Origin of the sequence: Amycolatopsis balhimycina FH 1894 (genome assembly GCF_000384295.1) — a bacterium.
Lineage (GTDB): Bacteria > Actinomycetota > Actinomycetes > Mycobacteriales > Pseudonocardiaceae > Amycolatopsis > Amycolatopsis balhimycina.
On the sequence record NZ_KB913037.1, the window covers coordinates 5,413,274 to 5,434,650 of the forward strand.

Below are 21,377 nucleotides of genomic sequence, written 5' to 3' on the forward strand. Positions count from 1 at the left end.
TCCACAGGGGGAGAGCCCGGGTTTTCTGTTTTTCGAGACGGGTTTCGAGAATCAGAGCTTGCCGCCGGCCACCGGCGGCATCTGGGAGTCGGTGCCGCTGTCGCCGACGGACTCGCGGTACAGGTGGTTCTCGACCTCGAACAGGTTGCCGTTCGCCCGCTTGACGACGTTCAGCAGCGTGTTCATCTGCGAGATCTCTTCGACCTGCTCCTTGAGGAACCACTGCGTGAACTGCTCGCTGATGTAGTCCTCTTCGGCACGGGCGGCCTTGGCCATCGCGGAGATGTCGGCGGCGACCTCCTTCTCCTGCTCGAGCGCGAGCTCGATGACCTCGGTGACGCCGGAGAAGTCGTTGCGCACCTCCCCGGTGCCGGGGATCTCGACGTGGTGGTCGCGGTCGAGCATGTACTGCACGAGCGCCATCGCGTGGTTGCGCTCTTCGACCGACTGCTTGTAGAAGTGCTTCGCCAGCTGCGGCAGGTCCTCGGCGTCGAACCACACCGCGAGCGCGATGTACTGCTGGGACGCGTTGAACTCGTTGTGGATCTGCGCCTGCAGCAGTTCGAAGAACTTCGAGCGCGGTTCTTTCTTCTTGGTGAGGGCCATGTCCAAGAAGATACGTCAGTAAAGGATCGAATGCCACTTCGTGGTGGTGATCTTGCCCCTATTAGGGTTACCATTCCTAAAGAAGACTCGCCTAAATGAAGTAAGCCTTCCCTAAAACGACGCGCTATTTTAGGGAAGGCTTACTTCATTTGTCACAACGGATCGCGACGAACCGGGCACGACATGCAGCGCGGCCCGCCCCGGCCGGATCCCAGCTCGGAGCCCGCGATCGGCAGCACCTCGATGCCGGCCGCTTCGAGCCGCTCGTTGGTCTCGACGTTCCGCTCGTAGCCGACGACGACGCCGGGGGCCAGGGCGAGGGTGTTGTTGCCGTCGTCCCACTGCTCGCGTTCGGCCGTCACCGGGTCGAGCCCGGTGTCGATGACGCGCAGCCGGTCGATCTCCATCGCCTCGGCCGCGGCCACCAGGAACGGCGCCGGGCCCGCGACCTTCACGCCGCCGTCGCCGGTCGGGCGGAGGGTGAACGCCGTCAGCGAGTCGCGCGCCAGCGGGTACATCACCACCGCGTCGGCGTCGACCATCGTGCACACCGTGTCCAGGTGCATGGTCGCGCGGGACTGCTCGATCGGCACCGCGAGCACGGTGTGCGCGATGCCGTCGGCGAACACCGACCGGGCGAGCGACTCGGCGCCGGCCGCCGTGGTCCGCTCGCCGACGCCGATGGCGAGCACGCCCGGCGCCAGCAGCATCACGTCGCCGCCTTCGATCGGCGCGGAATGCGCGCCGTACGCGCGGGCGGCGTGGCGGAACTGCGGGTGGTAGGCGTAGATGAGGTCGAGGACCGCGGTTTCGCGCCGGCGCGCGGGCATGGTCAGCGACGAAATCGCCACCCGGTCGCCGATCCACACCGACGAGTCGCGGGTGAACAGCAGGTTCGGCAGCGGGTCGACGGCGAAGTCGTGCGGGTGGTTCATCATCCGCACCAGCGACGCGCCCTCCGCGGACGGCAGCTCCTCGAACGTCATCCCGGCCATCAGAACCTCGGCGAGGCCGGCCGCGTCGAGGCCGGAGAGGTGTGAACGCAGTGAGTCGGCCAGGTCGCCGCCCAGCCGCCGGTCGTCGACCGCCGCGTGCACGCCCGCCGCGTGCGCCCGGTTGTCGTCCAGCGCCGTCCGCAGTGTGTCGGCCAGCAGCAGGACCTCGACGCCGCGGCTGCGCAGCACCTCGGCGAACGCGTCGTGTTCGGCCTGCGCCCGGTCGACCCACGGGATCGAGTCGAACAGCAGCTGGTCGTTGTTGCGGGGCGTCAGCCTTTTGAGCTCGTTGCCGGGCCGGTGCAGCAGCACCGCGCGCAGAGGTCCGACTTCGCTGTCCACCCGGGGAGGTGCCGTTTCGTCGATCACCCGCCGAGCGTACTCAGGGCAACCAGGAAACGTGACCCTTGAGCAGCGAATACCCGACGAACGACACGAAGTCGAACAGCGTGTGCGCGGCCACTAGCGGCCACAGCCGGTTGGTCTTCTGCCACAGCCGTCCGAACACCAGGCCCATGAGGAAGTTCCCGACGAACCCGCCGAACCCCTGGTAGAGGTGGTACGACCCGCGCAGCACGGCGGCGCCGAACACGGCGTTGTTCTCCCGGACGCCGAGCTGCCGCAGCCGCGTCAGCAGATAGCCGATGACCAGGACTTCTTCGGCGAAGGCGTTGCCGAACGCCGAGAGCGTGAGCGAGATCGGCCGCCACCAGGTGTCGCCCAAAGTGGACGGTTGCACCGCCAGGCTGAACCCCAGGTGGTAGGAGATGAAGTACAACGCCAGGCCGGGAATCCCGATCAGCGCGGCGAGCACGACGGTCAGCAGCGCGTCCCGGCCCGGCGCCCGGCGGTCCAGCCCGACCTGCGTGATCTTGACGCCCGCCCGCCACAGCAGGTACAGCCCGAGCGCGCCCCAGCCGACCAGCTGCGCGGCCGACAGCAGCTGCTTGAGCAGGTCGATCAGGCTCGCCGCGGCCTGCGGCACGTTGAGCTGCGTCTGCTGCTGGGCCAGGGGCACCGGCTGCAGCAGCGAGTCCACAAGGGACAACAGGCTGCGCACGCCGGACATCCCGAGCGTGATCCCGAAGACGATCAGCAGCTCGAGCTTGACCGCGCGGCGCTCGGTGGGGTCCTCGATCGTCCCGGGGAACTCGGGGCGGGCCGGCGCCAGCCACGATCGCGCGGTGAACGTCATGACCGCACGCTACCTTCGGGGTATGCCGAGGAGCATCGCCACCAACGAAACCGTCGACCGTGCCGCGCTGGTCGAGTTCCTGTCCACCCGCCACCGCGCGATCCTGCTGACCACGAAGGCCGACGGCGGCCCGCAGCTTTCGCCGGTCACGTGCGGTGTCGACGCCGAGGGCAGGCTGGTCGTCTCGACCTACCCGAAGCGCGCGAAGGTCGTGAACGTCAAGCGCAACCCGAAGGTCTCGGCCTGCATCCTGTCCGACGAGTGGAACGACCAGTGGGTGCAGCTGAACGGCACCGCCGAGGTGCTGGACATCCCGGATTCCGTCGAGCCGCTCGTGGAGTACTTCCGCAGCATTTCGGGCGAACACCCGGACTGGGACGAATACCGCGAGGCCATGGTCAAGCAGGGCAAGAGCATCATCCGCGTCACCGTCGAGAGCTGGGGCCCGATCGCCAAGGGCGGGTTCCCGGCCGAACTAGCCTGACGCCCCGCGCAGGAACGGGCAGCCGACCAGCCGCCGCAGCTCCGCCGCGAGCTGCGGCGGGCTGTCGACGGACTTCGAAAACGCCAGCCGGACGTCGTGGTCGCCCGCGTCGGCCTCGACGCGCAGCCGCAGCCCGAACCGGTCGAGCCCGAGCGGGCGGATCCGGCCGCCGCGCAGCTCCGCGGGCAGGTGCTTGGCCAGCTGCTCGACGACGTCGGAGTGGTCGCTCTCCAGGTGGCGCAGCCACTGGGCCTCGTAGTCGTGGAACGGGTCGGGCGGCGCGGCGCTGAACGTGTGCGGCCGCAGCGAATGCGTGCCTTCGGCGTCGGCGAGCACGAGCGACGCCGGGGTGAGCCGCAGCAACGTCACGCCGTGGCCGACGTCGAGGAGCCGCTCGTCCGGCCGCGTCTCGGCGATCGCCACGGCCCGCGCGCGTGCCGACTCCGGCGAGAGCGGCCGCAGCCAGCCGGTGATCCACAGCAGCCCGCGGATCGGCTCCCGCAGGTCGACCGGGGCCTGGTCGGCGAGCTCGACCATCACGGCCAGCTCGCCGCGCTGGGTCTGCTTCGCCGCGTGGACCATCGAATGGCCGTCGGGCAGCAGCACGCTGACGCTGCCGCTGGCGTGCACGTGGTGCAGGACCGGGACGACCCGCTCGCCGCCCAGGTCGGCGCGGTCGCAGGTCGGCAGCAACGACGCGGGGCCGTTGCGGGTCGCGATCGTCTTGGCGCGCTCGGCGGGGTTCGGCGCCGGCGGGCGGCGGATCGATGTGGGTGCCTCGGTCACGGCTCACCTCCTACTTAGGTGAGCCTAACCTGAATCGCGCGGTCTGGATAGTCGTGGCGGTCACTTCGCTTCCGCTGATCGGAGCATCCGGTAACGCCGGTGCCCAGTTCATCGAAAAGGCGGGTATCAGTGCCGACCCGGGTGGGGGCTCAGCGTGCCGATCGTCCCGCTTCCCGAACGCGTGCGCGCGTTCGAGCTCGACCCCGCCATGCCGTCCGGGGCACTGCCGATCTTCGGCGAGTACCTCGACCGCCTCGGCGACACCGCGAACCGGCGGCTGGTGGCCGGGTTCTTCCTGGTGTTCGGGGTCGCCCAGTTCGTCGCCGGCGCGGGGGTCGCCCTGCCGGTCGGCACGTTCGCGCTGGCCGGCTCGATCGAGGCGTGGTGGCAGTACCGCGCGTACGCCCACGTGCCCGAGACGCGGCTGAAGCGGGAAGCGTTCCGGAGGGTGGACATCACCGCCGACGGCCTGGTCGCGGCCGGGCGGACGGTCGGCGTGCGCCTGCCGGACGGCCGGTGGCTGCGCGTCCGGCTCGACGAAGCGCACCGGCTGCTGGTGGCCGGGCACCGGCGGGTCTGGCTGCTGGGGCGGGGCCCGAAGGTGTTCGTCGGCCTCTCCGGCCTGGTGCGGGTCCGCCGCGCCCGCATCCACGACGCGCCGCCGCCGGGCGCGATGCCGGTGCCGGAACCCGCCGGGTCCGGTTCACCGAGGCTCGACCCCGTCGTGACCGCGCACCGCCGCCAGCTCGCCCGCGACCTGCGGGCGACGGCGGCGTTCCTGCTGCTCCTGGCCGGGTTCGCGGCGTGGGTGGCGCTCGGCTTCCCGGTGGTGGGCTGGGCCGCGTGGCCGTTCGGGGCCGGCGCGCTGCTGGGCGCGCTCGCGGCCGTGCTGCGCTCGTTCGCCCACTACCGCCCCCTGCCGGCCGACCACTGGACGGAGCTGCGCGCGGTGCTCGACGGCCCGGTCCGGATGAGCCGCCGCGGTTTCGCCCGGCTGAGCGGGCTGACCATGCTGGCCGACGGCCGCGTGGTCCGCTTCCGGCTGCCGAAGGCGGACCCGTCGATGGCCGCCAACATCGCCGCCACCGGACGGCTGTGGATCGCGGGAGCGCCGAGGCCGGGAGCCGCGAAGACGGGCGTGCCCGGTTACCCGGTGCTGGGCACGGTCTGGCTCGGCTGAGCGGCCCAGCTCGGCCGCCATGCGCCGGCGACGCGGTCGCTTTTCGCGAGGTGGCGCCGAAGCGCGGTGAGCCCGGGGTGCGCGTTGCCCCGCCGCCACACCAGCGAATGCGGGTACACCGGCACGGGCTCTTCGATCGGCACGCGCCGCAGGTCGTACCCGGGCGGCCACAACACCCGGCTACCCGCCCCGACCAGGGTCGCCACCTCCGGCGACGCCGCGATCGTGTCCAGCACCACCTCGGTACCGAAGTTCGGTCCGGCCGCGTCGATCCCCAGGCCGAACGCGGCCGCGAACTCGGCGTAGTACGCGCCCCACTCGGTTCCGGGCACTACCCCGGGCATCCAGATCCGATGCCCGGCCAGCTCGGCCGGAGCCACCGAGCGCGATTCGGCCAGCGGGTGCACGGGTCCGCACAACAGCTGGATCGGCTCGTCGAGCACCCACTGGGCATCGAGGTCCTCGGGTAGCGCGACGACCGCGCGGAACGACGCATCGATCGAGCCGTCCCGGATCGCGGCGATCGCGGTGTCGAAGAGCGTCGCGACCTCCAGCGCGATGTCCGGGTGCGCCTCGTGGAATCCGCGCAGCAACGTGGCCGGGCACAGCCGCCGGCCGATGACGTCGACCCGGAGCGGCCCGGTGCGCACCGACGCGAGCGCTCGCAGTTCGGCCGACAGCAGCTCGCGGGCGTGCGGCAGGAAGGCCGCGCCGTCCCCGGTGAGCACGGCGCCGCGGGCGGTGCGCGTGAACAGCCGCACCCCGAGCGACTTCTCCAGCGCGGCAATGCGCTTCGAGACGGCTTGCTGCGTGATCGACAGGTCGGTGGCGGCGTCCTGGAACCGGCCCGCCTCCACGACGGCGACGAAGGTGCGCACGGCATCGAGGTCCACGGCGACCGACTCTAGATTCACAACGCGGCGTTGTGGCTCGCCGCCGCGTCGGTTGTTTGCCCCGCGCGGCCGTTCCCGGCTTTGATCTCCCGGTGATGCGCGGGCGGTCGCTGGGGCCGCGGTTCAGGTGGCTCTGGTCGGCTTACGCCGTGAGCGCGTTCGGTACGTGGCTCAGCTTCGGTGCGTTCCCCCTGCTGGCCATCCTCGTGCTGCGCGCCGGGCCCGCGGCCGTCTCGGCGCTCGCCGCCGTCGGGCCGGCCGTCGGTGCGCTCGTGGCCGTGCCGCTGGGCCCGTGGGTCGACCGGCGCCGCAAGCGGCCCGTGATGATGGCCATGGACCTCGTCCGGTTCGCCGCGCTGATCAGCGTGCCGGCCTGCTACGCCGTCGGCTTGCTGAGCTTCGCCCAGCTCCTCGCGGTCTCCGTGGTCGTCGCCGCGGCGGACATCACCTTCACCTCCGCGAGCGGCGCCTTCCTCAAGGGACTGGTGCCGCCCGAAGACCTGCTCGTGGCGAACGGCCGGTTCGAGTCCACCAACTGGACCGCCACCGCGCTCGGCCCGCCGCTCGGCGGGGCGGCGTTCGCGCTGTTCGGGCCGGTGACATCGGTGGTCGCCAACGCCGTCAGCTTCCTGCTTTCCGCGCTCGGGATCCGCGAGATCGGCGGAGGCGAGCCACGCCCGCGCACCGCGGCCCGGCTGCGCGCGCGGGATCTGTCCGACGGGTGGCGCTTCCTGCTGAAACACCCGGGACTGCGGCCGCTGCTCTTCAACGCCATGGTGTTCAACGGCCTGGTCATGGGCATCGACCCGCTGCTCGCCGTGCTGATGCTGAGCCGGCTCGGGTTCACGCCGTGGCAGTACGGCCTCGCGTTCGCCGTCCCGTGTCTCGGCGGGCTGGCCGGCTCGCGCCTCACCCCACGGCTCGTGGAGCACTTCGGGCGGCACCCCGTCCTGGTGACGGCCGGCGCGGTCAGGGCGTGCTGGCTGCTCGCCCTGGCCTTCACCCCGGCCGGCCCCGGCGGGCTGGTGTACGTCATGGTCGTCGAGCTCGGCCTGATCGTCAGCTGCAGCGTCTTCAACCCGGTGCTCGTGACCTACCGGCTGGAGCAGCTCCCGGCCGACCGTGTCGCGCGGACCCTGTCGGCGTGGTCGGTCAGCACCAAGGCGGCGATCGCCGCCCTGACCGCGATCTGGGGTGTGCTCGCCGGCTTCACCGGCCCGCGGATGGCGATCGGGATCGCCGGGGTCCTGGTGCTGGCGACGCCGTTGCTGCTGCCCCGCCGCGACCGGACACCGGTGGCCGCCTAACCCAGCGACCTCCGCGTCGCCTGCTCGGTTTCGAGGACGCCCTGCCGGATGCCCTCCAGCTGGTCGCTCAGCTCCCGGACGGCGCCGGTGTCCACGGCGACGTCCGTGGTCGCCGCCGTCAGCTCCGCCACCCGCGCCACCAGGCTGTCCAGGCCGAGCGCGCCGGACTGCAGCTGGGCCAGCAGCTTGTCCCGGGCGCCGGAAAGCCGCGCGTGCACGTCCGCCTGGGCCTGGACCGCCGTCAGCGCCTGTTCGAGGTCGCCGCGCACCTCGGGGTTCGCGGTGCGCAGCTCACGCTGCAGCCGGCGGCGTTCGTGCGCGACGGCGTCGAGGTCGACCCGGGAGAGGGCGTTGCCGGTCGCCGAAGCACGGCCGGCCAGCCGCCGCAGTGTCGAGAGCGTCTCCTGGACCACCGGCTCCATGTCCGCGACGCGCTCGGCGAGCGGGCCCGTGGCGAGGGATTCGCTCAGCGAGACGAACCCGTCGGCCGCGCTCTCGGCCCGGTTCAGCCAGTTCGCCTCGGCCGATCCGGACGCGACGTCGAGCACCCGTGCTTCGCGCGGTGCAGGCTCCTTCTCGCGGGTTGCGACCGCCACGCCCGCCCGCGCGGCGAGTACCGCCACCCCGACCCCGACAGCGGCGACGACCGGCAGCTGCACGGCCCACGCCGCCCCGGCCGACGTGGCGGCGATCAGCAGCCCCCACGGTTCGGCGAGCTCACGGGCGAACTTCATCAGAAATTGGAAATCACGGAAGTGAACACCTGGTTGATCGAGTCCGGTTTGGACGAATCGTACTCCGAACCCGCCGTCGCTTCCGCGATCTGCTTCAGCACGTCCTGGTCGGCGTCCGAGCCGTAGGCGATCGTGAACAGCCGGACCGACTCCGCGTTGCCCTCCGGGTGCAGCTGCGGCACCAGGTGCTCGAGGTCGATGCCGCCGGAGTCCTCGTTGCGGCCGTCGGTGAGCACCACGACCGCGTTGATCGCCGACGGGTCGAGGTGGGCCTTCATGTACTCGTACGCGGCCAGCGACGAGTCGTACAACCCCGTACCGGACTGGGGCGTCAGCCCGCTGAGCCGCATCGCGAGGGTTTCCTTGCCGTTCGGGCCGAGCGGCTGAACCGGGAGCAGCTCCTGGTAGTCCTTGTCACCGTCGAGCCGGGTCGAGAACTGCCACAGCCCGACCTGGTCCCGCGGCACGAACTGGCCGAGCGAGTCGATCGCGGCCTGCTTCGCCAGGTCGATCTTGCTCTTGCCGGTGCCCCTCACCTCGTCGCCCATCGAGCCCGAGACGTCGACCACGAGCAGCACGTTCGCCTTCTTGCGCAGATCCGTCCACGAGGCCAGCAGCTTCGCCAGCACCGACGGCGACGGCGGCCGCAGGAAGGTGATCTTCGCGTCCGGCTGGACGCCGTTGGCCGTGGTCACCTGCGGGCCCGGCTTGCCGTCGAACGACCGGAAGCCCAGCGCGGCGAACTTCGCCTGCGTCTCGTCCATGCGCAGGTAGCCGAGGAAGTCCGCGGCGATCTGCTTGCGCGTCGGGTCGGCCCAGTTCAGCGTGACGAACGGGTGGTCGGAGTTCAGCGTCCCGTCACTGGGGTAGATCGCCACGAGCGGGACCTTCGGCGGCGCGTGCTGCCCGACCTTGGCCGGGTCGTTCGTCGGGTTGCCCTGGTTGTAGCCGATCAGCGAGCTCTCCTCGACGGTCACCGCCGAGATGTAGGACAGCGCCGCGCCCTTGTCGTCGGCCTTCTGCAGGTTTGTCAGGAACGTCAGCGTGTTGTCGCCGTAGTGCACGATCGCCTGCTCGATGTTCGTGACGAACTGCTTGGCTTCGGGCTTCTCGAGTGCGGCCGCGGTGAGGTCGGACGACGTGCCGGTGGCCGCGTAGTACGCGCCGATGGTCGCGTTCAGCCCGGCGGTGGAGATGTTCGGGTTCGTCTTGCCGAGCCGGAACCTGCCCCACTCCGGGTGGCCGTACTTCGCCCAGCCCGCCGGGTCGGTCGCCAGCGTGGCGAGGTCCTTCCAGCCGATCGGCTTCGCCGGCCAGCCCAGCGCCTCGGCCATCGGCTTCGGCATCGCGACGGTCAGCGGCGAGTTCGCGATCGACTGCGGGTCGCCGTCGGGCACGATCGACCCGGTGTCGCCCTTCGCGTTGACCCGCAGGAGGTTGATCCAGGCGCTCGCGGCCGGCGTCCAGACGTCCGGGCGGGGGCCGTCGGTGGCTTCGTTCCAGCCTTTCGCCAGCGCCAGCATCGTCACGCCGGACGACTTCGACCGGACGACCACGTCGACGCAGTGCCCCGCCACCGTCCGTCCGGAGTAGGCCTTCGCGGCTTCTTGGACGATTCCGACCTTTTCCGGAGAAGAAGCGACGTTGAGCGCGATGGCGTCCGCACCCGAGCACTTCGGCGCGTCGGCCTCGTCGCTCGGGCCGCTGGTCCAGTACCGAATTCCGATGATCAGCCCGACGGCGACCACGATCGCGGCCAGGAACGGGAGAATCTTTCTCTTGCGCCGCGCTGGTTGGGAATTGATCATCGAACCCTCCCGCTTCGCCACCCGGAATTTCATTATCCGGGCGCGGGAACGGAGATGGGACGGTATTTCCGAAACTTGATTATCACTTAGGGCTGCGACCCGACCACGTCCACGCGTAGCCGGGGTCTTCGGACGCCTCGGCGGCTTCGCCGAGGTCCAGCGGCGCGAACGTGTCGACCATGACCGCGGTCTCGTCGAAGAACTCCGCGCCGATCGACGCCTCGGCCGCGCCCGGCTGCGGGCCGTGCGTGAAGCCGGACGGGTGCAGCGAGAGCGAGCCGATCCCGATCCCCGAGCCCTTCCGCGCCTCGTAGTTGCCGCGCACGTAGAACATCAGCTCGTCGGAGTCGACGTTCGCGTGGTTGTACGGCACCGGGATCGCGTCTTCGTGGTAGTCGACCTTCCGCGGGCAGAAGGAGCAGACGACGAAGTTCGGGCCCTCGAACGTCTGGTGCACGGGCGGCGGCTGGTGCACGCGGCCGGTGATCGGCTCGAAGTCGTCGATGGAGAACGCCCACGGGTAGAGGCAGCCGTCCCAGCCGACGACGTCGAACGGGTGGGTCGCGTAGGTGTACCGCGTCAGCCCGGCGCGGTGCCGCACGAGCACCTCGACGTCCTCGCCGTCTTCCAGCAGCGGCTCGGACGGCCCGCGGATGTCGCGCTCGCAGTACGGCGCGTGCTCGAGGAACTGCCCCTTCGCCGAGAGGTAGCGCTTCGGCGGCCCGATGTGCCCGCGCGCCTCCAGCGTGAAGAGGTGGACCTCGCCGTGGGGGAGGACGCGGTAGGTGCACGACGTCGGGATCACGAGGTAGTCGCCGTCGCCGACCTCGAGGCGGCCGTAGATCGTCTCGACGGTCGCGGAGCCGCCCTGGACGTAGAACAGCTCGTCGCCGGCCGCGTTGCGGTACAGCGGGCTGGGCGCGGTCGCCGTGACGAACCCGATGGTGACGTCGGCGTTGCCGAACAGCCGGCGGCGGTCGGTCACCGCGTCGGCCTCGCCGCCGAACTTGAGGTCCTGGGTCTTGAAGGCCCGCGGCTTGAGCGGGTGGTTCGGGGTGAGCGAGCCGCGGTCCTCCTCGACCGCGACGGCGTCGACGATCGCCGTCGGCAGGCCGCGGTGGTAGAGCAGCGCGGAGTCCGCGGAGAAGCCCTCGACGCCCATCAGCTCCTCGGCGTAGAGCCCACCGTCCGGCTTCCGGAACGCGGTGTGCCGCTTGTGCGGGATCTCGCCTACTTGCCGGTAGTAAGGCATCGACGTCCCCTTCTGACGTGTTCGTTGTGCGAACGATTTTGTCCTGATGTCGTACGCTACTAGCGTGTCATTCGTGTCAAGCGCTGTGGAACTCACTCCCCCCGGCCCCCGTGGAATTCCTCCCCTGTTCGCGAGGCTCGTCGACGACTCGGCGCTGTTCCCTCCGGGCGATGCGGCCATGCCCGAAGCACTGCGCGCGCACTTCGCGAGCCGGGAGTCCGAACACGCCGGTGTACTGGGGGTTTTCCTCTGTCAGGCGTCCCGGCTGCCGGAGCTGATCACCGAGCTGATCAAGATCAAGCCGAAGCAGCCGCTGCCCCTGTCGCTGATCATCGACACCGGCCTCGGCGGCGTCCCGAAGGCGATCTCGATCGTCGAATCACGCAGCGAGCTGCTCGCGCTGCGGATGGTCGAGATGCCGGCGCCGTCGGACGTCGACGAAGTGTGGCTGGAGCGCGTCTCGGAGTTCGTCCCCGAGGACGTCATCCGGGTGGTCGAGCCGCGGCGCGGCGTCGGCTGGCTCGACGGCGTGCGCAAGGTGATCGAGCACGGCAGCTGGCCGAAGATCCGCTGCGGCGGCCAGGCGGGCGAGAACTTCCCCAGCGTCGACGAGGTGGCGGACTTCCTCGCTGTCGTCAGCGGGGCGGCCGGGGCGTCGTTCAAGGCGACGAACAGCCTGCACCGCGCGGTCCGGCACACCGACCCCGGCACCGGGTTCGTGCACCACGGCTTCCTGAACCTGCTCGTGGCCTCCGCGCGCAGCCTCGCCGGCGGCGACGTCCGGGGTGCGCTGGAGTCGACCGACGCCGAGGCATTGGCCGACGAGGCCCGTGCGTTGTCCGAGCCCGCGGCGAAGGCCGTGCGGTCGCTCTTCGCCTCCTACGCGGCGGCGTCGTTCGAGGAGCCGGTCGCCGACCTGGGCGAACTCGGCTTGCTGTGACCAGCCGGGAGGGGTCGCTGACGCTCGACCGGGGCTTGGCGCTGCTGCAGGCAGTGGCCGATGCCGGCGGCGACGCGGCGACCATCTCCGAGCTGGCCGTGGCCATCGGGGCCAGCCGCGCGGCCGTCTACCGGCTGCTCGTGCCGCTGTCCGAACGCGGGCTGGTCTGGCGCGACGGCACCAAGGTCCGCCTCGGCGTCGGCCTGCTCCGGCTGGCCGGGCAGGTGCTGCCGCAGCTGCGCGACGCGGCCGGGCCGGTGCTGCGCGAGCTGGCCGAGAAGGTCGGCGCGACCGCGCACCTGTCGGTCGCCCAGGGGGCGCAAGCGCTTGCGGTGGCCGTCGTCGAGCCGTCGTGGACCAATTTCCACGTCGCTTACCGAGTGGGCAGCCGGCACTCGCTGACCGCCGGCGCGGCCGGCAAGGCGATGACCCTGCGCCCCGGCGGCGACGGCTGGGTGACGTCGACCGGTGAGCTCGAGGCGGGCGCGTCCGGCGTCGCCGCGCCGGTTCGCGGGGTGCCGGGACTGCGGGCGAGCGTCGGCGTCATTTCCCTGGAGCCGTTGAAAGCGGCCGACGTGGGCCCTCAGGTCGTCGCGGCGGCCACCCGGCTCGCCGACATCCTGAAGACGGACGGCTAACGCAGCGGCCGGACCATCGTCAGCAACAGGGTGACGTCCACTGTGAACAGCAGGCGCTCGAAGAGGCCCAGCGTGACGTCCTGCTGAGCCGGGCCGAGCACGAGCGTCAGGACGAACCCGCCGAGCACCACGCCGACGCTGGCGAAGCTCGCCGTGGCCAGGCGCCGGATCGTCGTCCGGCGGGGTTCCCACGGGCAGCGTTCGCGGCCCTTCTTCGTCAGCACGAACGCGGCGGCGGGCAGCGCGATGAACGCCGTGAGCGCGGCGATGTTGTGGACCTGTCCGGCGAGCGAACGCGCCTGGCCGCCGGGGTCGACGGGCACGAGCCCGCAGACCAGCAGCCCGGCCGACCAGACGCCGAGCAGCACGCAGACAGCGGTGGTGCCCGGGCGGTGGGCCTTGGCGATCCCGGCGAGCAGCGCCACCGAGCCGAGCGACAGCGCCAGGCACATGATGCTGAACAGGGGAGCGGCCGAGGACGTGCCGAGCTTGCCGTAGACGTACTCCGACAGCGTCTGCCAGATCGGGCTGACCTGGCCGGACAGCCGCAGGTGCAGGTCGATCGAGATGGCCACGGCCAGGCCGATGCCGCCGAGCGCGACCCGGCCGTGCAGCGGCGAGACCGCAGTCGAAGGCTTGTTCACCTGGTGCTCTCCCTTTCGTTGCCGAAAGGTTACCGGGTGAACCTGTGAAAGATCGGTCAGAAGGCCAGCTGGAGCAGGGCGAACGCCGCAAACCCGGCGAAGGCGAACCCGGCGCAGCGCTGGATCAGCCTCGGCCGGATCCGGCTGCGCAGCTTGGCGCCGATGAACACCGCGAGCCCGGCGACCACGACGAGCGCGCTGAACGCGCCGACGCCGACGGCGAACGGGTTGCCGATCCGGGCGGCGAGGCTCGCCGTCGCGAGCTGGGAGGCGTCACCCCACTCGGCGGCGAAGAGCACGCCGAACGACGTCATCGCGGAGCGCGTGAAGGACAGCCCCGAGGGGCCGGAGCGCGAAGCGTCTTCGCCTGCTTCGTCGGCTTGGCTGAATCCCTCGCGAAGGAGCATGAAAGCGCCGAGGCTGAACATCGCGGCGACGACCAGCGAAAGGACTACGTCCGGCAACAGCGTCAACACGCTGCCGAACGCGACCGCTATGACGGATTGCACGGCGAACGCGGCGCAGACACCGGCGAAAACCGGCCAGCCGCGGAAACGGGTGGTCAGCACCAGGGTCGCGACCAGCGTCTTGTCCGGCAGCTCCACGGCGAGGACCAGGCCGAACGCGCTGATCAACGCCACCATCGCGGCAGTCATGAGTATTTCTTCGCCCCTTTCACTGCAACGATAAAGGGGAGATTCCGAACGTCGCAAGCTGATGGCTCGCGCGAAATTGCCTGATCGGCGGCCATGAATTTGACCACCAGGGTCGTCGCACATATTTTTTCGGCGCACCGAATTTTCGGTTGTGGGATGCGGTAAGTTGCCCCGCATGGGGTCTGAGGCGCGCGCTGCGCAGGTCAACGAGGTCATCCGGCGGCTGGAAGACCACTACGTCTTCCCGGACGTCGCTGAGAAGCTGGCGAAGGTGCTTCGCGCTCGTCTCGACGAAGGTGCGTACGCGGACCTCGACGACCCGGAGTTCGCGACGGCCGTCACAGCCGACCTCCAGTCGGTGAACGACGATCAGCACCTGCGGCTGCGCCACCACGCCGGCCCGGTGGCCGAGGACGGCGACGCCGAGTACGCCTCCGAGGACTTCCGGCGCGCGGCCGAGCTGGAGAACTTCGGGATCGCGGCGGTGCGGCGGCTCCCGGGCAACGTCGGCTACGTCGACACGACCCTGCTGTACCCGCTCGACCTCGCGGCGCCGGCGGTCTCCGCGGCGATGACGCTGGTCGCGGCGGCCGACGCGCTGCTGCTCGACGTGCGGCACAACCGCGGCGGCAGCCCGGACACGAGCGCGTTCCTGCAGAGCTACCTCGTCGACGAGCGGACCCACTACCTCGACATCTACGAGCGCGACGGCGACCGCGTCACCCAGATGTGGACGCTGCCGTACGTCCCGGGCCCGAAGTTCGGCGGCACCAAGCCGATCTGGGTGCTCACCGGCCCGGCGACGTTCTCCGGTGGCGAGGACCTCGCCTTCTCCCTGCAGCGGCAGGAGCGCGCGAAGACCGTCGGCGAGCCGACCCGGGGCGGCGCCCACCCGCGCGAACAGTACAAAGTGGACACCTACCTGGACGTGACGGTGTCGATCGCCCGTTCGTACGACCCGAAGTCGGGGGAGAACTGGGAGGGCGCCGGCGTGCCGCCGGACGTCCCGGTCGCCGCGGACAAGGCGTTCGACACCGCGTACGCGCTGGCGCTGCGGCACGTCCTCGAGCTCGGGGACGCGGGTCCCCGGCAGGTCGTGGCGGACGAGGCACGGAAGGCGCTCGACCAGCTGTAGTCACCCGGGACGTTGGTCCTGGGCCGGACGGGACCAGTTGATCTGGCTGTGGCACCGGCCCCGGAGCAGGCTGGACCACGTGGAGGTCCTAGAGCTAGCGCGGTGGCAGTTCGGTATCACGACCGTCTACCACTTCCTGATGGTCCCGCTGACCATCGGGCTGTCGATCCTGGTCGCGGCGATGCAGACCGCCTGGGTCCGCACCGGCGAGCTGCGGCACCTGAAGATGACGAAGTTCTGGGGCAAGCTGCTGCTGGTCAACTTCGCCATGGGCGTGGTGACCGGGATCGTGCAGGAGTTCCAGTTCGGGATGAGCTGGAGCGCGTACTCGCGCTTCGTCGGCGACGTCTTCGGCGCGCCGCTCGCGATGGAAGGGCTCGTCGCGTTCTTCGTCGAGTCGACGTTCCTCGGCCTGTGGATCTTCGGCTGGGACCGGCTGCAAAAGCGTGTTCACTTAATGTGCGCGTGGGCGTTCTCGCTGGCCACGATGGCTTCGGCGTACTTCATCCTGGCCGCGAACTCGTGGATGCAGCACCCGGTGGGGGTTACGTTCGAGAACGGCAAGCCGACCATGAACTCGATCTGGGCGGTGCTGACGAACAACACGGCGCTGGCCGCGATCCCGCACACCCTGGCCGGCGCGTTCTCGGTGGCGGCGGCGTTCCTGGTGGGCGTCGCGGGCTGGCACCTGTGGCGGCGCGGCGACCACGCTGACGTGTGGCGGTCTTCGCTGCGCCTGGGCGGCTGGGTCGGCGTGGCGGCGTTCGCGGTCCTCGCGATCACCGGCGACGCGCAGGGCAAGCTGATGTTCGAGCAGCAGCCGATGAAGATGGCGTCGGCGGAAGCGCTGTGCCACACGGAAAAGCCCGCCAGCTTCTCGATCATCGCGATCGGCGACGTGTCGGGCGCGAACTGCGAAGACGTGAAGACGTTCAACGTGCCCGCGTTGCTGTCGTTCTTGGCGCACAACGACTTCAAGACCGAAGTCAAGGGCGTGGAGAACCTGGTCGGCGAGTACCAGGCGAAGTACGGCACGAACTACCCGGACGACCCGATGCTGGGGTCGCTGGCCGGCAAGCCGATCGACTACGTGCCGAACCTCCCGGTGACGTACTGGGGCTTCCGCACGATGATCGGCTTCGGCGCGGTGTCGGCGGGCATCGGGGTCCTGGCCCTGTGGCTGACCCGCCGCGGCCGGGTCCCGACAGCCCGCTGGTTCCCCTGGCTGGTCCTCGGCGGCATCGCGACGCCGTTCCTCGGCAACAGCGCGGGCTGGATCTTCACGGAGATGGGCCGTCAGCCGTTCGTGGTCGTCCCCAACCCGACCGGCGTCGACGGGGTGTGGATGTTCACCGCCCAGGCGGTCTCCCGCCTGACGACGGGCGAGGTGTGGACGTCCCTGATCGCCCTGACCACGGTGTACGCGGCCCTCGGCGTGGTGGAGCTGTACCTGATGCGCAAGTACGTCCGAGGCGGCGTCGACGCGGTGATGCCCCCGAAGCAAAAACCCGACAAAACCGGCGACGACACACTCGCCTTCGCATACTGAGGGGGCCCGAAGATGACAAATCCCCAGCTCAGCGGCCTTGTGCCGGCCCCGAACTCCCCCAACGCAGCCCCCACCCGTCCCGGGGGGCGGCCCCGAACCCAGCGTATCGGCTTGGTCACTCGCGCGGGTTACCCACAGCAGATCTGTGGACAACTCGACCCCTTGTGGATAACTCACGGCGATCGGGCCGCGAACGGCGGCAAGCGCCGGGGTGTTGTGGTAGGTGCCCGGTGACCCTCGCCATCGTCTGGTTCGCCGTCATCGCCTTCTTCTGGCTCGGCTACCTCTTCCTCGAAGGCTTCGACTTCGGCGTCGGCATGCTGCTCCCCGTGCTCGCCAAGGACAACACCGAACGCCGGGTCATGGTCAACACCATCGGGCCCGTCTGGGACGGCAACGAAGTCTGGCTCATCGTCGCCGGCGGAGCCATGTTCGCCGCCTTCCCCGGCTGGTACGCCAGCCTGTTTTCGGCCGCCTACCTGCCGCTCCTGCTCGTCCTGCTCGCCCTCATCGGCCGCGGCGTCGCCTTCGAATACCGCGGCAAGGTCGACTCCGAACGCTGGCGGCGCAACTGGGACCGCGTGATCATGGCCGGCTCGTGGGTGCCGCCGCTGGGCGTCGGCCTCATCCTCGCGACCACCGTCCTCGGCCTGCCCCTCGACGCCGACGGCAACCGCGTCGGCTCCGCGTTCGCCGCCGTCCGCTGGGACACCCTGCTCGGCGCCGTCGCCATCGCCGCCTTCTCGATCACCCACGGCGCCGCGTTCCTCGCCCTCAAAACCAGTGGTGACCTGCGGGAACGCGCGAAGAGGCTGGCCGTGAAGATGCTACCCATCGCCATGGTGCCGATGGTTGCGTTCCTGACCGTCGTGCAGTGGCGGGAAGGCACGCTGTGGACACTGCTCGCGTTCGGGATCAGTGCTCTCGCCGCGGTCGTCGCCTGGCTGCGGCTGCGCGCCGACCGCGACGGGCAGGCCTTCGCCGCGCTCGGCGTGGTCATCGCCGGCGCCGCCGTCACCATGTTCGGCGCGCTCTTCCCGAACGTCCTGCCCTCGACGCTCGACGCCGCCAACACCCTCACCATCGAAGGCGCCGCGTCGAGCCCGTACACGCTGACCGTCATGACCTGGGTCGCCGCCTTCGGCGCCCCGGCCGTGCTGATCTACCAGGGCTGGACGTACTGGGTTTTCCGCAAACGCATCGGTACTCAGCACATCCCGGTGGTTCACGCACCATGATGAAGCGTTTTTTCGGGGGTTCCGGGTGGCGGAGCCCCCGGCCCGGGGCGGCGCCCCGGCTGTCACAGCTTCCCGGGCGCGCTCCCCTTCTCGCCTCGGAGTCCACAGTGGACTCGGCGCGGCCGGGAAAGGGCCCGCTCGGCGCACTGCCGGCCCTCGTGCCGGCCGTGCGCCGAGCGCTGGCCCTGGTGGGCTTCCTGTCCTTTCTCAACGCCGCCGCGCTGGTGGCCCAGGCATTCCTGCTCGCCGACGTCCTCGCGGCGATCGTCGGAGCAGGTTCCGGGGGACGCACCGCCCAGCCGGCCGCGCTGCTCGCGCTCGTCGCGACGCGCGCGCTGACCGGCTGGGCGGTGCGCACGGTCTCCGCCCGCGCCGCCGCGACCGCGCAACGCGAGCTGCGCGCCAAAGCCGTCGACCACGCACTGCGCCTCGGCCCCGAGTGGGTCGCCCGCCGCGGCCACGGCGAACTGACCGCGCTCACCACCCGCGGCCTCGACGCGCTCGACGCCTACTTCCGCGAATACCTGCCCGCGCTGGTGACCGCGGCCGTCGTCCCCCTCGGCGCCGGCGCCGCGATCCTGTTCGCCGACTGGCCGTCCGGCGTGATCGTCGCGCTGACGGTGCCGCTGCTGCCGATGTTCGCGATCCTCGTCGGCAAGTACACCGCCGGCCGCGTCGCCGGCGCGACCGACGCGACCCACCGGATGTCCGAACGGCTCCTCGAGCTCGTCCGCGTGCTGCCGGTGCTGACGGCGTTCCGCCGCGCCGCCGCGCAAGGGGAGACCGTCCGGCGGCTGTCCGAACGCCACCGCCGCGCGACGCTCAAGACGTTGAAGGTCGCGTTCTCCTCGGCGTTCGTGCTCGAACTGATCGCGACGCTCTCGGTGGCGCTGGTCGCGGTGGTGATCGGCGTCCGGCTCGTCGGCGGGAACCTGCCGCTGGCCATCGGGCTGGGTGTGCTGATCCTCGCGCCGGAGTGCTACCAGCCGCTGCGCGCGGTCGGCGCCGCGTTCCACGCCAGCGAGGACGGCGTCGAAGCGGTCCGGCGCGTCGCCGACCTGCTGGCGCTCCCGCTGCCTCCTGCGGGGAGCGCGGTTCTTTCGCGGGGCGAGCTGCGCGTGTCGTCTCTTCGCGTCGCGCGACGCGGCGGGTTCGCGCCGGACGGCGAGACGTTCTCGGTGCGTCCCGGCGAGACGGTCTGGCTCCGCGCCCCGAGCGGCGGCGGCAAGTCGACGACACTCTCGGCGTTGCTCGGCTTCGTCCCGGCCGACGACGGCGCCATCACGGTCGGCCCGGCGAACCTCGCCGACGCCGACCTCGCGCGCTGGCGCGAGCAGGTCGCGTGGGTGCCGCAGTCGCCGGTGTTCGCCGGCGGCACGGTTCGCGAGGAAGCGGGCTCCGACGACCTGCTCGCCGAAGTCGGGCTGGCCGGGCTCGCCGACCGGCCGGTTTCCCGGCTGTCACTGGGCCAGCGTCAGCGCGTCGCCGTCGCCCGGGCGCTGCACCGGGTGCGGAGCGGCGCCTGGCTGCTGCTCCTGGACGAGCCGACAGCCCACCTCGACGAGGCCAGCGCGCGGGTGGTGCTGGACGCGGTGCAGCGCGCCGTCGACAGCGGCGCCGCGGCGATCATCGCGGCCCACGAGCGCACGGCCGCGGTCGACATGCCGTCCGACGTTCCGGCCGCCCCGGAACTGTCTACAGAGGACTCTTCGCGGCCGCCCCTGACGTGGCGCGCTCTCCTCGACAGCCGGCTCTTCGGCGGCGCCGTGCTGGGCGCGGTCGCGTTGCTGGCCGGGGTGGCGCTGACCGCGACGTCGGGCTGGCTCATCGCCAAGGCGTCCCAGCAACCGCCGATCCTGACCCTGACGGTCGCGGTCGTCGGCGTCCGCGCGTTCGGGCTGGGCCGCGCCGGGCTTCGGTACGCCGAGCGGCTGGTCACGCACGACGCCGCGTTCCGCATCGCCGGCCGTCTCCGGGTGCGGCTGTGGAATTCGCTGGTCCGGCTCGGGCCCGCGCGGAGCCTGCGGGCCGGCGAGGGGCAACGTCGCCTGGTCGCCGACGTCGACACCGTGCGCGACCTCCTGCCTCGGGTGGTGTCGCCGCCGCTGGTGGTCGCGCTGGTCGCGGCCGGGGCGATCGCCGTGCAGACGTGGGTCCTGCCCGCGGCCGGGCTGACGCTCGCGGCGGCCGTGGCGCTCGGGCTGTGCGCGCCGTGGGTCGCGCTGCGCGCCGAGCGCCGGGCGACTTCGGCGCTGGCGGCCGGCCGTCGCGAGGTGGCGTCGCGAGTCCTGGTGCTGTTCGAAGCGGCGGCCGAGCTGCTCGCCTTCGGGACGGCTCGGGACCATCGCCGAGCCCTCGCGGACGCTGACACGCGCTTGGTCGCGCAAGCGCGTCGCCAGGCTTTCGGTGCGGGCGCGGCGGAAGCGCTGGTCACCCTGGTCTGCGGCGCCGCTGCGATCGTCAGCACGGCGCTCGCCGCCCAGGCCGTCGCGGCCGGACGGCTCGACCCGGTCCTGGCGCCGCTGCCGGCGTTGGTCCCGCTCGCCCTGGCGGAGGTTCTCGCGCTGCTGCCGCCGGTGGCGCAGCACTGGGACACGCTGCAGCGCGCGCGTCGCCGTTTGGCGGACGTTCCGGAGTCACCCTCGCCAGTGCCGGGAACGGCGGTCGCGCTGCGGGGAGCGGACCTCGGCTGGCCAGGAGGCCCGGCTGTGCTGCACGACGTCGGCTTCGAACTCGCCCCCGGGACATATGCCGCGGTCGTGGGCGTCAGTGGCGCGGGCAAATCGACGCTCGTCGCCGCCCTGCTCGGGTTCGTGGCTCCCCGGCAGGGTGTGGTCGCCGTTCCGGACGGAGTGGCGTGGGCACCGCAAGAGCCGATGCTCGCGGCGACGACGGTCGCCGAGAACCTCAGGTTGGCCTGCCCGACGGCGACCGACGACGAGTTGCGCGAGGCGTTGCGGCAGGCCGCGCTCACCGACGTCTCGCTGGAGACGGTGCTCGGCAGCGGCGGCAGCGGGCTGTCCGGCGGACAGGCGCAGCGGGTCGCGGTGGCCCGGGCGCTGCTCGGGGCGCCGTCGGCGGGTCTCGTGCTGCTGGACGAGCCGACCGCGCACCTCGACGAGCCGACGGCGCAGGCGGTGCGCGCGCACCTGCGGGAGGCGCTGGCGGGCCGGACGGTGGTGCACGTGACCCACCGCGCCGAAGAAGCCGACGGCGCGGACGTGGTGCTCGAAGTCCGCGACGGCCGGGTCGTCGCCCGGGTGCCGGTGCCGTGATCGATTCCCGCGGTGTTCTTTCCCCCAGCGTCCTTGCCGCGCCGCCACCGCGCCGCGCGATA

General features: G+C 71.3%; 19 protein-coding genes. 9 read left to right on the forward strand and 10 right to left on the reverse strand.

Going from position 1 to position 21,377, the window contains the following annotated elements; all coding sequences use genetic code 11:
* Window positions 1–51: 51 nt before the first annotated feature.
* The 3 genes from A3CE_RS0124315 to A3CE_RS0124325 all read right to left on the reverse strand — a co-directional run bounded on the left by A3CE_RS0124315 (window position 52) and on the right by A3CE_RS0124325 (window position 2,796).
* Window positions 52–606, reverse strand: coding sequence for a ferritin (locus A3CE_RS0124315; protein WP_020642720.1), 555 nt, complete (start codon window positions 604–606; stop codon window positions 52–54).
* Window positions 607–758: 152 nt separating this feature from the next.
* Complete coding sequence (locus A3CE_RS0124320) at window positions 759–1,943, reverse strand: arginine deiminase (protein WP_020642721.1); 1,185 nt, start codon at window positions 1,941–1,943, stop codon at window positions 759–761.
* 40 nt (window positions 1,944–1,983) lie between these two features.
* On the reverse strand, window positions 1,984–2,796 hold the full coding sequence (locus A3CE_RS0124325) for a CPBP family intramembrane glutamic endopeptidase (protein ID WP_020642722.1): 813 nt from the start codon (window positions 2,794–2,796) through the stop codon (window positions 1,984–1,986).
* Between the two features lie 22 nt (window positions 2,797–2,818).
* On the opposite strand from A3CE_RS0124325, the gene A3CE_RS0124330 reads away from it, so the two are divergent.
* Complete coding sequence (locus A3CE_RS0124330; RefSeq protein WP_020642723.1) at window positions 2,819–3,280, forward strand: PPOX class F420-dependent oxidoreductase; 462 nt, start codon at window positions 2,819–2,821, stop codon at window positions 3,278–3,280.
* On the opposite strand, the gene A3CE_RS0124335 is transcribed toward A3CE_RS0124330, so the two are convergent.
* Window positions 3,272–4,066: a DUF2470 domain-containing protein gene (locus A3CE_RS0124335; RefSeq protein ID WP_020642724.1), complete on the reverse strand. Its 795-nt coding sequence runs from the start codon at window positions 4,064–4,066 to the stop codon at window positions 3,272–3,274. The genes A3CE_RS0124330 and A3CE_RS0124335 overlap by 9 nt on opposite strands.
* A gap of 154 nt (window positions 4,067–4,220) precedes the next feature.
* Between A3CE_RS0124335 and A3CE_RS0124340 the strand changes: the two genes are divergently transcribed.
* Window positions 4,221–5,246, forward strand: coding sequence for a hypothetical protein (locus A3CE_RS0124340; RefSeq protein WP_020642725.1), 1,026 nt, complete (start codon window positions 4,221–4,223; stop codon window positions 5,244–5,246).
* Here A3CE_RS0124340 and A3CE_RS0124345 read toward each other — a convergent pair.
* Complete coding sequence (locus tag A3CE_RS0124345; protein WP_020642726.1) at window positions 5,213–6,139, reverse strand: LysR family transcriptional regulator; 927 nt, start codon at window positions 6,137–6,139, stop codon at window positions 5,213–5,215. The genes A3CE_RS0124340 and A3CE_RS0124345 overlap by 34 nt on opposite strands.
* Before the next feature lie 92 nt (window positions 6,140–6,231).
* Between A3CE_RS0124345 and A3CE_RS0124350 the strand changes: the two genes are divergently transcribed.
* Window positions 6,232–7,446, forward strand: coding sequence for an MFS transporter (locus A3CE_RS0124350; RefSeq protein WP_020642727.1), 1,215 nt, complete (start codon window positions 6,232–6,234; stop codon window positions 7,444–7,446).
* Here the strand turns inward: A3CE_RS0124350 and A3CE_RS0124355 are convergent.
* From A3CE_RS0124355 to A3CE_RS0124365, 3 genes are all read right to left on the reverse strand, one after another.
* Window positions 7,443–8,180 carry a hypothetical protein gene (locus A3CE_RS0124355; RefSeq protein WP_020642728.1) on the reverse strand — a complete coding sequence of 246 codons (738 nt, stop codon included), beginning with the start codon at window positions 8,178–8,180 and terminating at the stop codon, window positions 7,443–7,445. The genes A3CE_RS0124350 and A3CE_RS0124355 overlap by 4 nt on opposite strands.
* Window positions 8,180–9,988: a substrate-binding and VWA domain-containing protein gene (locus A3CE_RS0124360; RefSeq protein WP_026468810.1), complete on the reverse strand. Its 1,809-nt coding sequence runs from the start codon at window positions 9,986–9,988 to the stop codon at window positions 8,180–8,182. Before A3CE_RS0124360 ends, A3CE_RS0124355 begins: the two co-directional genes overlap by 1 nt.
* Before the next feature lie 82 nt (window positions 9,989–10,070).
* Complete coding sequence (locus A3CE_RS0124365; RefSeq protein WP_020642730.1) at window positions 10,071–11,240, reverse strand: homogentisate 1,2-dioxygenase; 1,170 nt, start codon at window positions 11,238–11,240, stop codon at window positions 10,071–10,073.
* Window positions 11,241–11,325: 85 nt separating this feature from the next.
* Between A3CE_RS0124365 and A3CE_RS0124370 the strand changes: the two genes are divergently transcribed.
* Window positions 11,326–12,180, forward strand: a complete 855-nt coding sequence (locus A3CE_RS0124370; RefSeq protein WP_281170651.1) for a hypothetical protein — start codon at window positions 11,326–11,328, stop codon at window positions 12,178–12,180.
* Complete coding sequence (locus A3CE_RS0124375) at window positions 12,177–12,818, forward strand: IclR family transcriptional regulator (RefSeq protein WP_020642732.1); 642 nt, start codon at window positions 12,177–12,179, stop codon at window positions 12,816–12,818. Before A3CE_RS0124370 ends, A3CE_RS0124375 begins: the two co-directional genes overlap by 4 nt.
* Here the strand turns inward: A3CE_RS0124375 and A3CE_RS0124380 are convergent.
* Window positions 12,815–13,462 (reverse strand): DUF998 domain-containing protein, encoded by a 648-nt coding sequence (locus tag A3CE_RS0124380; protein WP_020642733.1) that lies wholly within the window; start codon window positions 13,460–13,462, stop codon window positions 12,815–12,817. The genes A3CE_RS0124375 and A3CE_RS0124380 overlap by 4 nt on opposite strands.
* Window positions 13,463–13,518: 56 nt before the next feature.
* Complete coding sequence (locus A3CE_RS0124385; protein ID WP_020642734.1) at window positions 13,519–14,106, reverse strand: TMEM165/GDT1 family protein; 588 nt, start codon at window positions 14,104–14,106, stop codon at window positions 13,519–13,521.
* Between the two features lie 187 nt (window positions 14,107–14,293).
* On the opposite strand from A3CE_RS0124385, the gene A3CE_RS0124390 reads away from it, so the two are divergent.
* The 4 genes from A3CE_RS0124390 to cydD all read left to right on the forward strand — a co-directional run bounded on the left by A3CE_RS0124390 (window position 14,294) and on the right by cydD (window position 21,315).
* A complete protein-coding gene (locus A3CE_RS0124390; RefSeq protein WP_020642735.1) occupies window positions 14,294–15,253 on the forward strand; it encodes a S41 family peptidase in 960 nt (319 codons plus the stop codon).
* A 79-nt stretch (window positions 15,254–15,332) separates the two neighbouring features.
* The gene (locus A3CE_RS0124395; RefSeq protein ID WP_026468811.1) at window positions 15,333–16,802 is read left to right on the forward strand and encodes a cytochrome ubiquinol oxidase subunit I; all 1,470 of its coding nucleotides are present in this window, start codon (window positions 15,333–15,335) and stop codon (window positions 16,800–16,802) included.
* Window positions 16,803–17,032: 230 nt separating this feature from the next.
* Window positions 17,033–18,040, forward strand: a complete 1,008-nt coding sequence (gene cydB, locus A3CE_RS0124400; protein WP_020642737.1) for a cytochrome d ubiquinol oxidase subunit II — start codon at window positions 17,033–17,035, stop codon at window positions 18,038–18,040.
* A gap of 107 nt (window positions 18,041–18,147) precedes the next feature.
* Entirely contained in the window at window positions 18,148–21,315 is a 3,168-nt protein-coding gene (gene cydD, locus A3CE_RS0124405; RefSeq protein ID WP_020642738.1) for a thiol reductant ABC exporter subunit CydD, read from the forward strand.
* The last annotated feature ends 62 nt before the right edge of the window (window positions 21,316–21,377 follow it).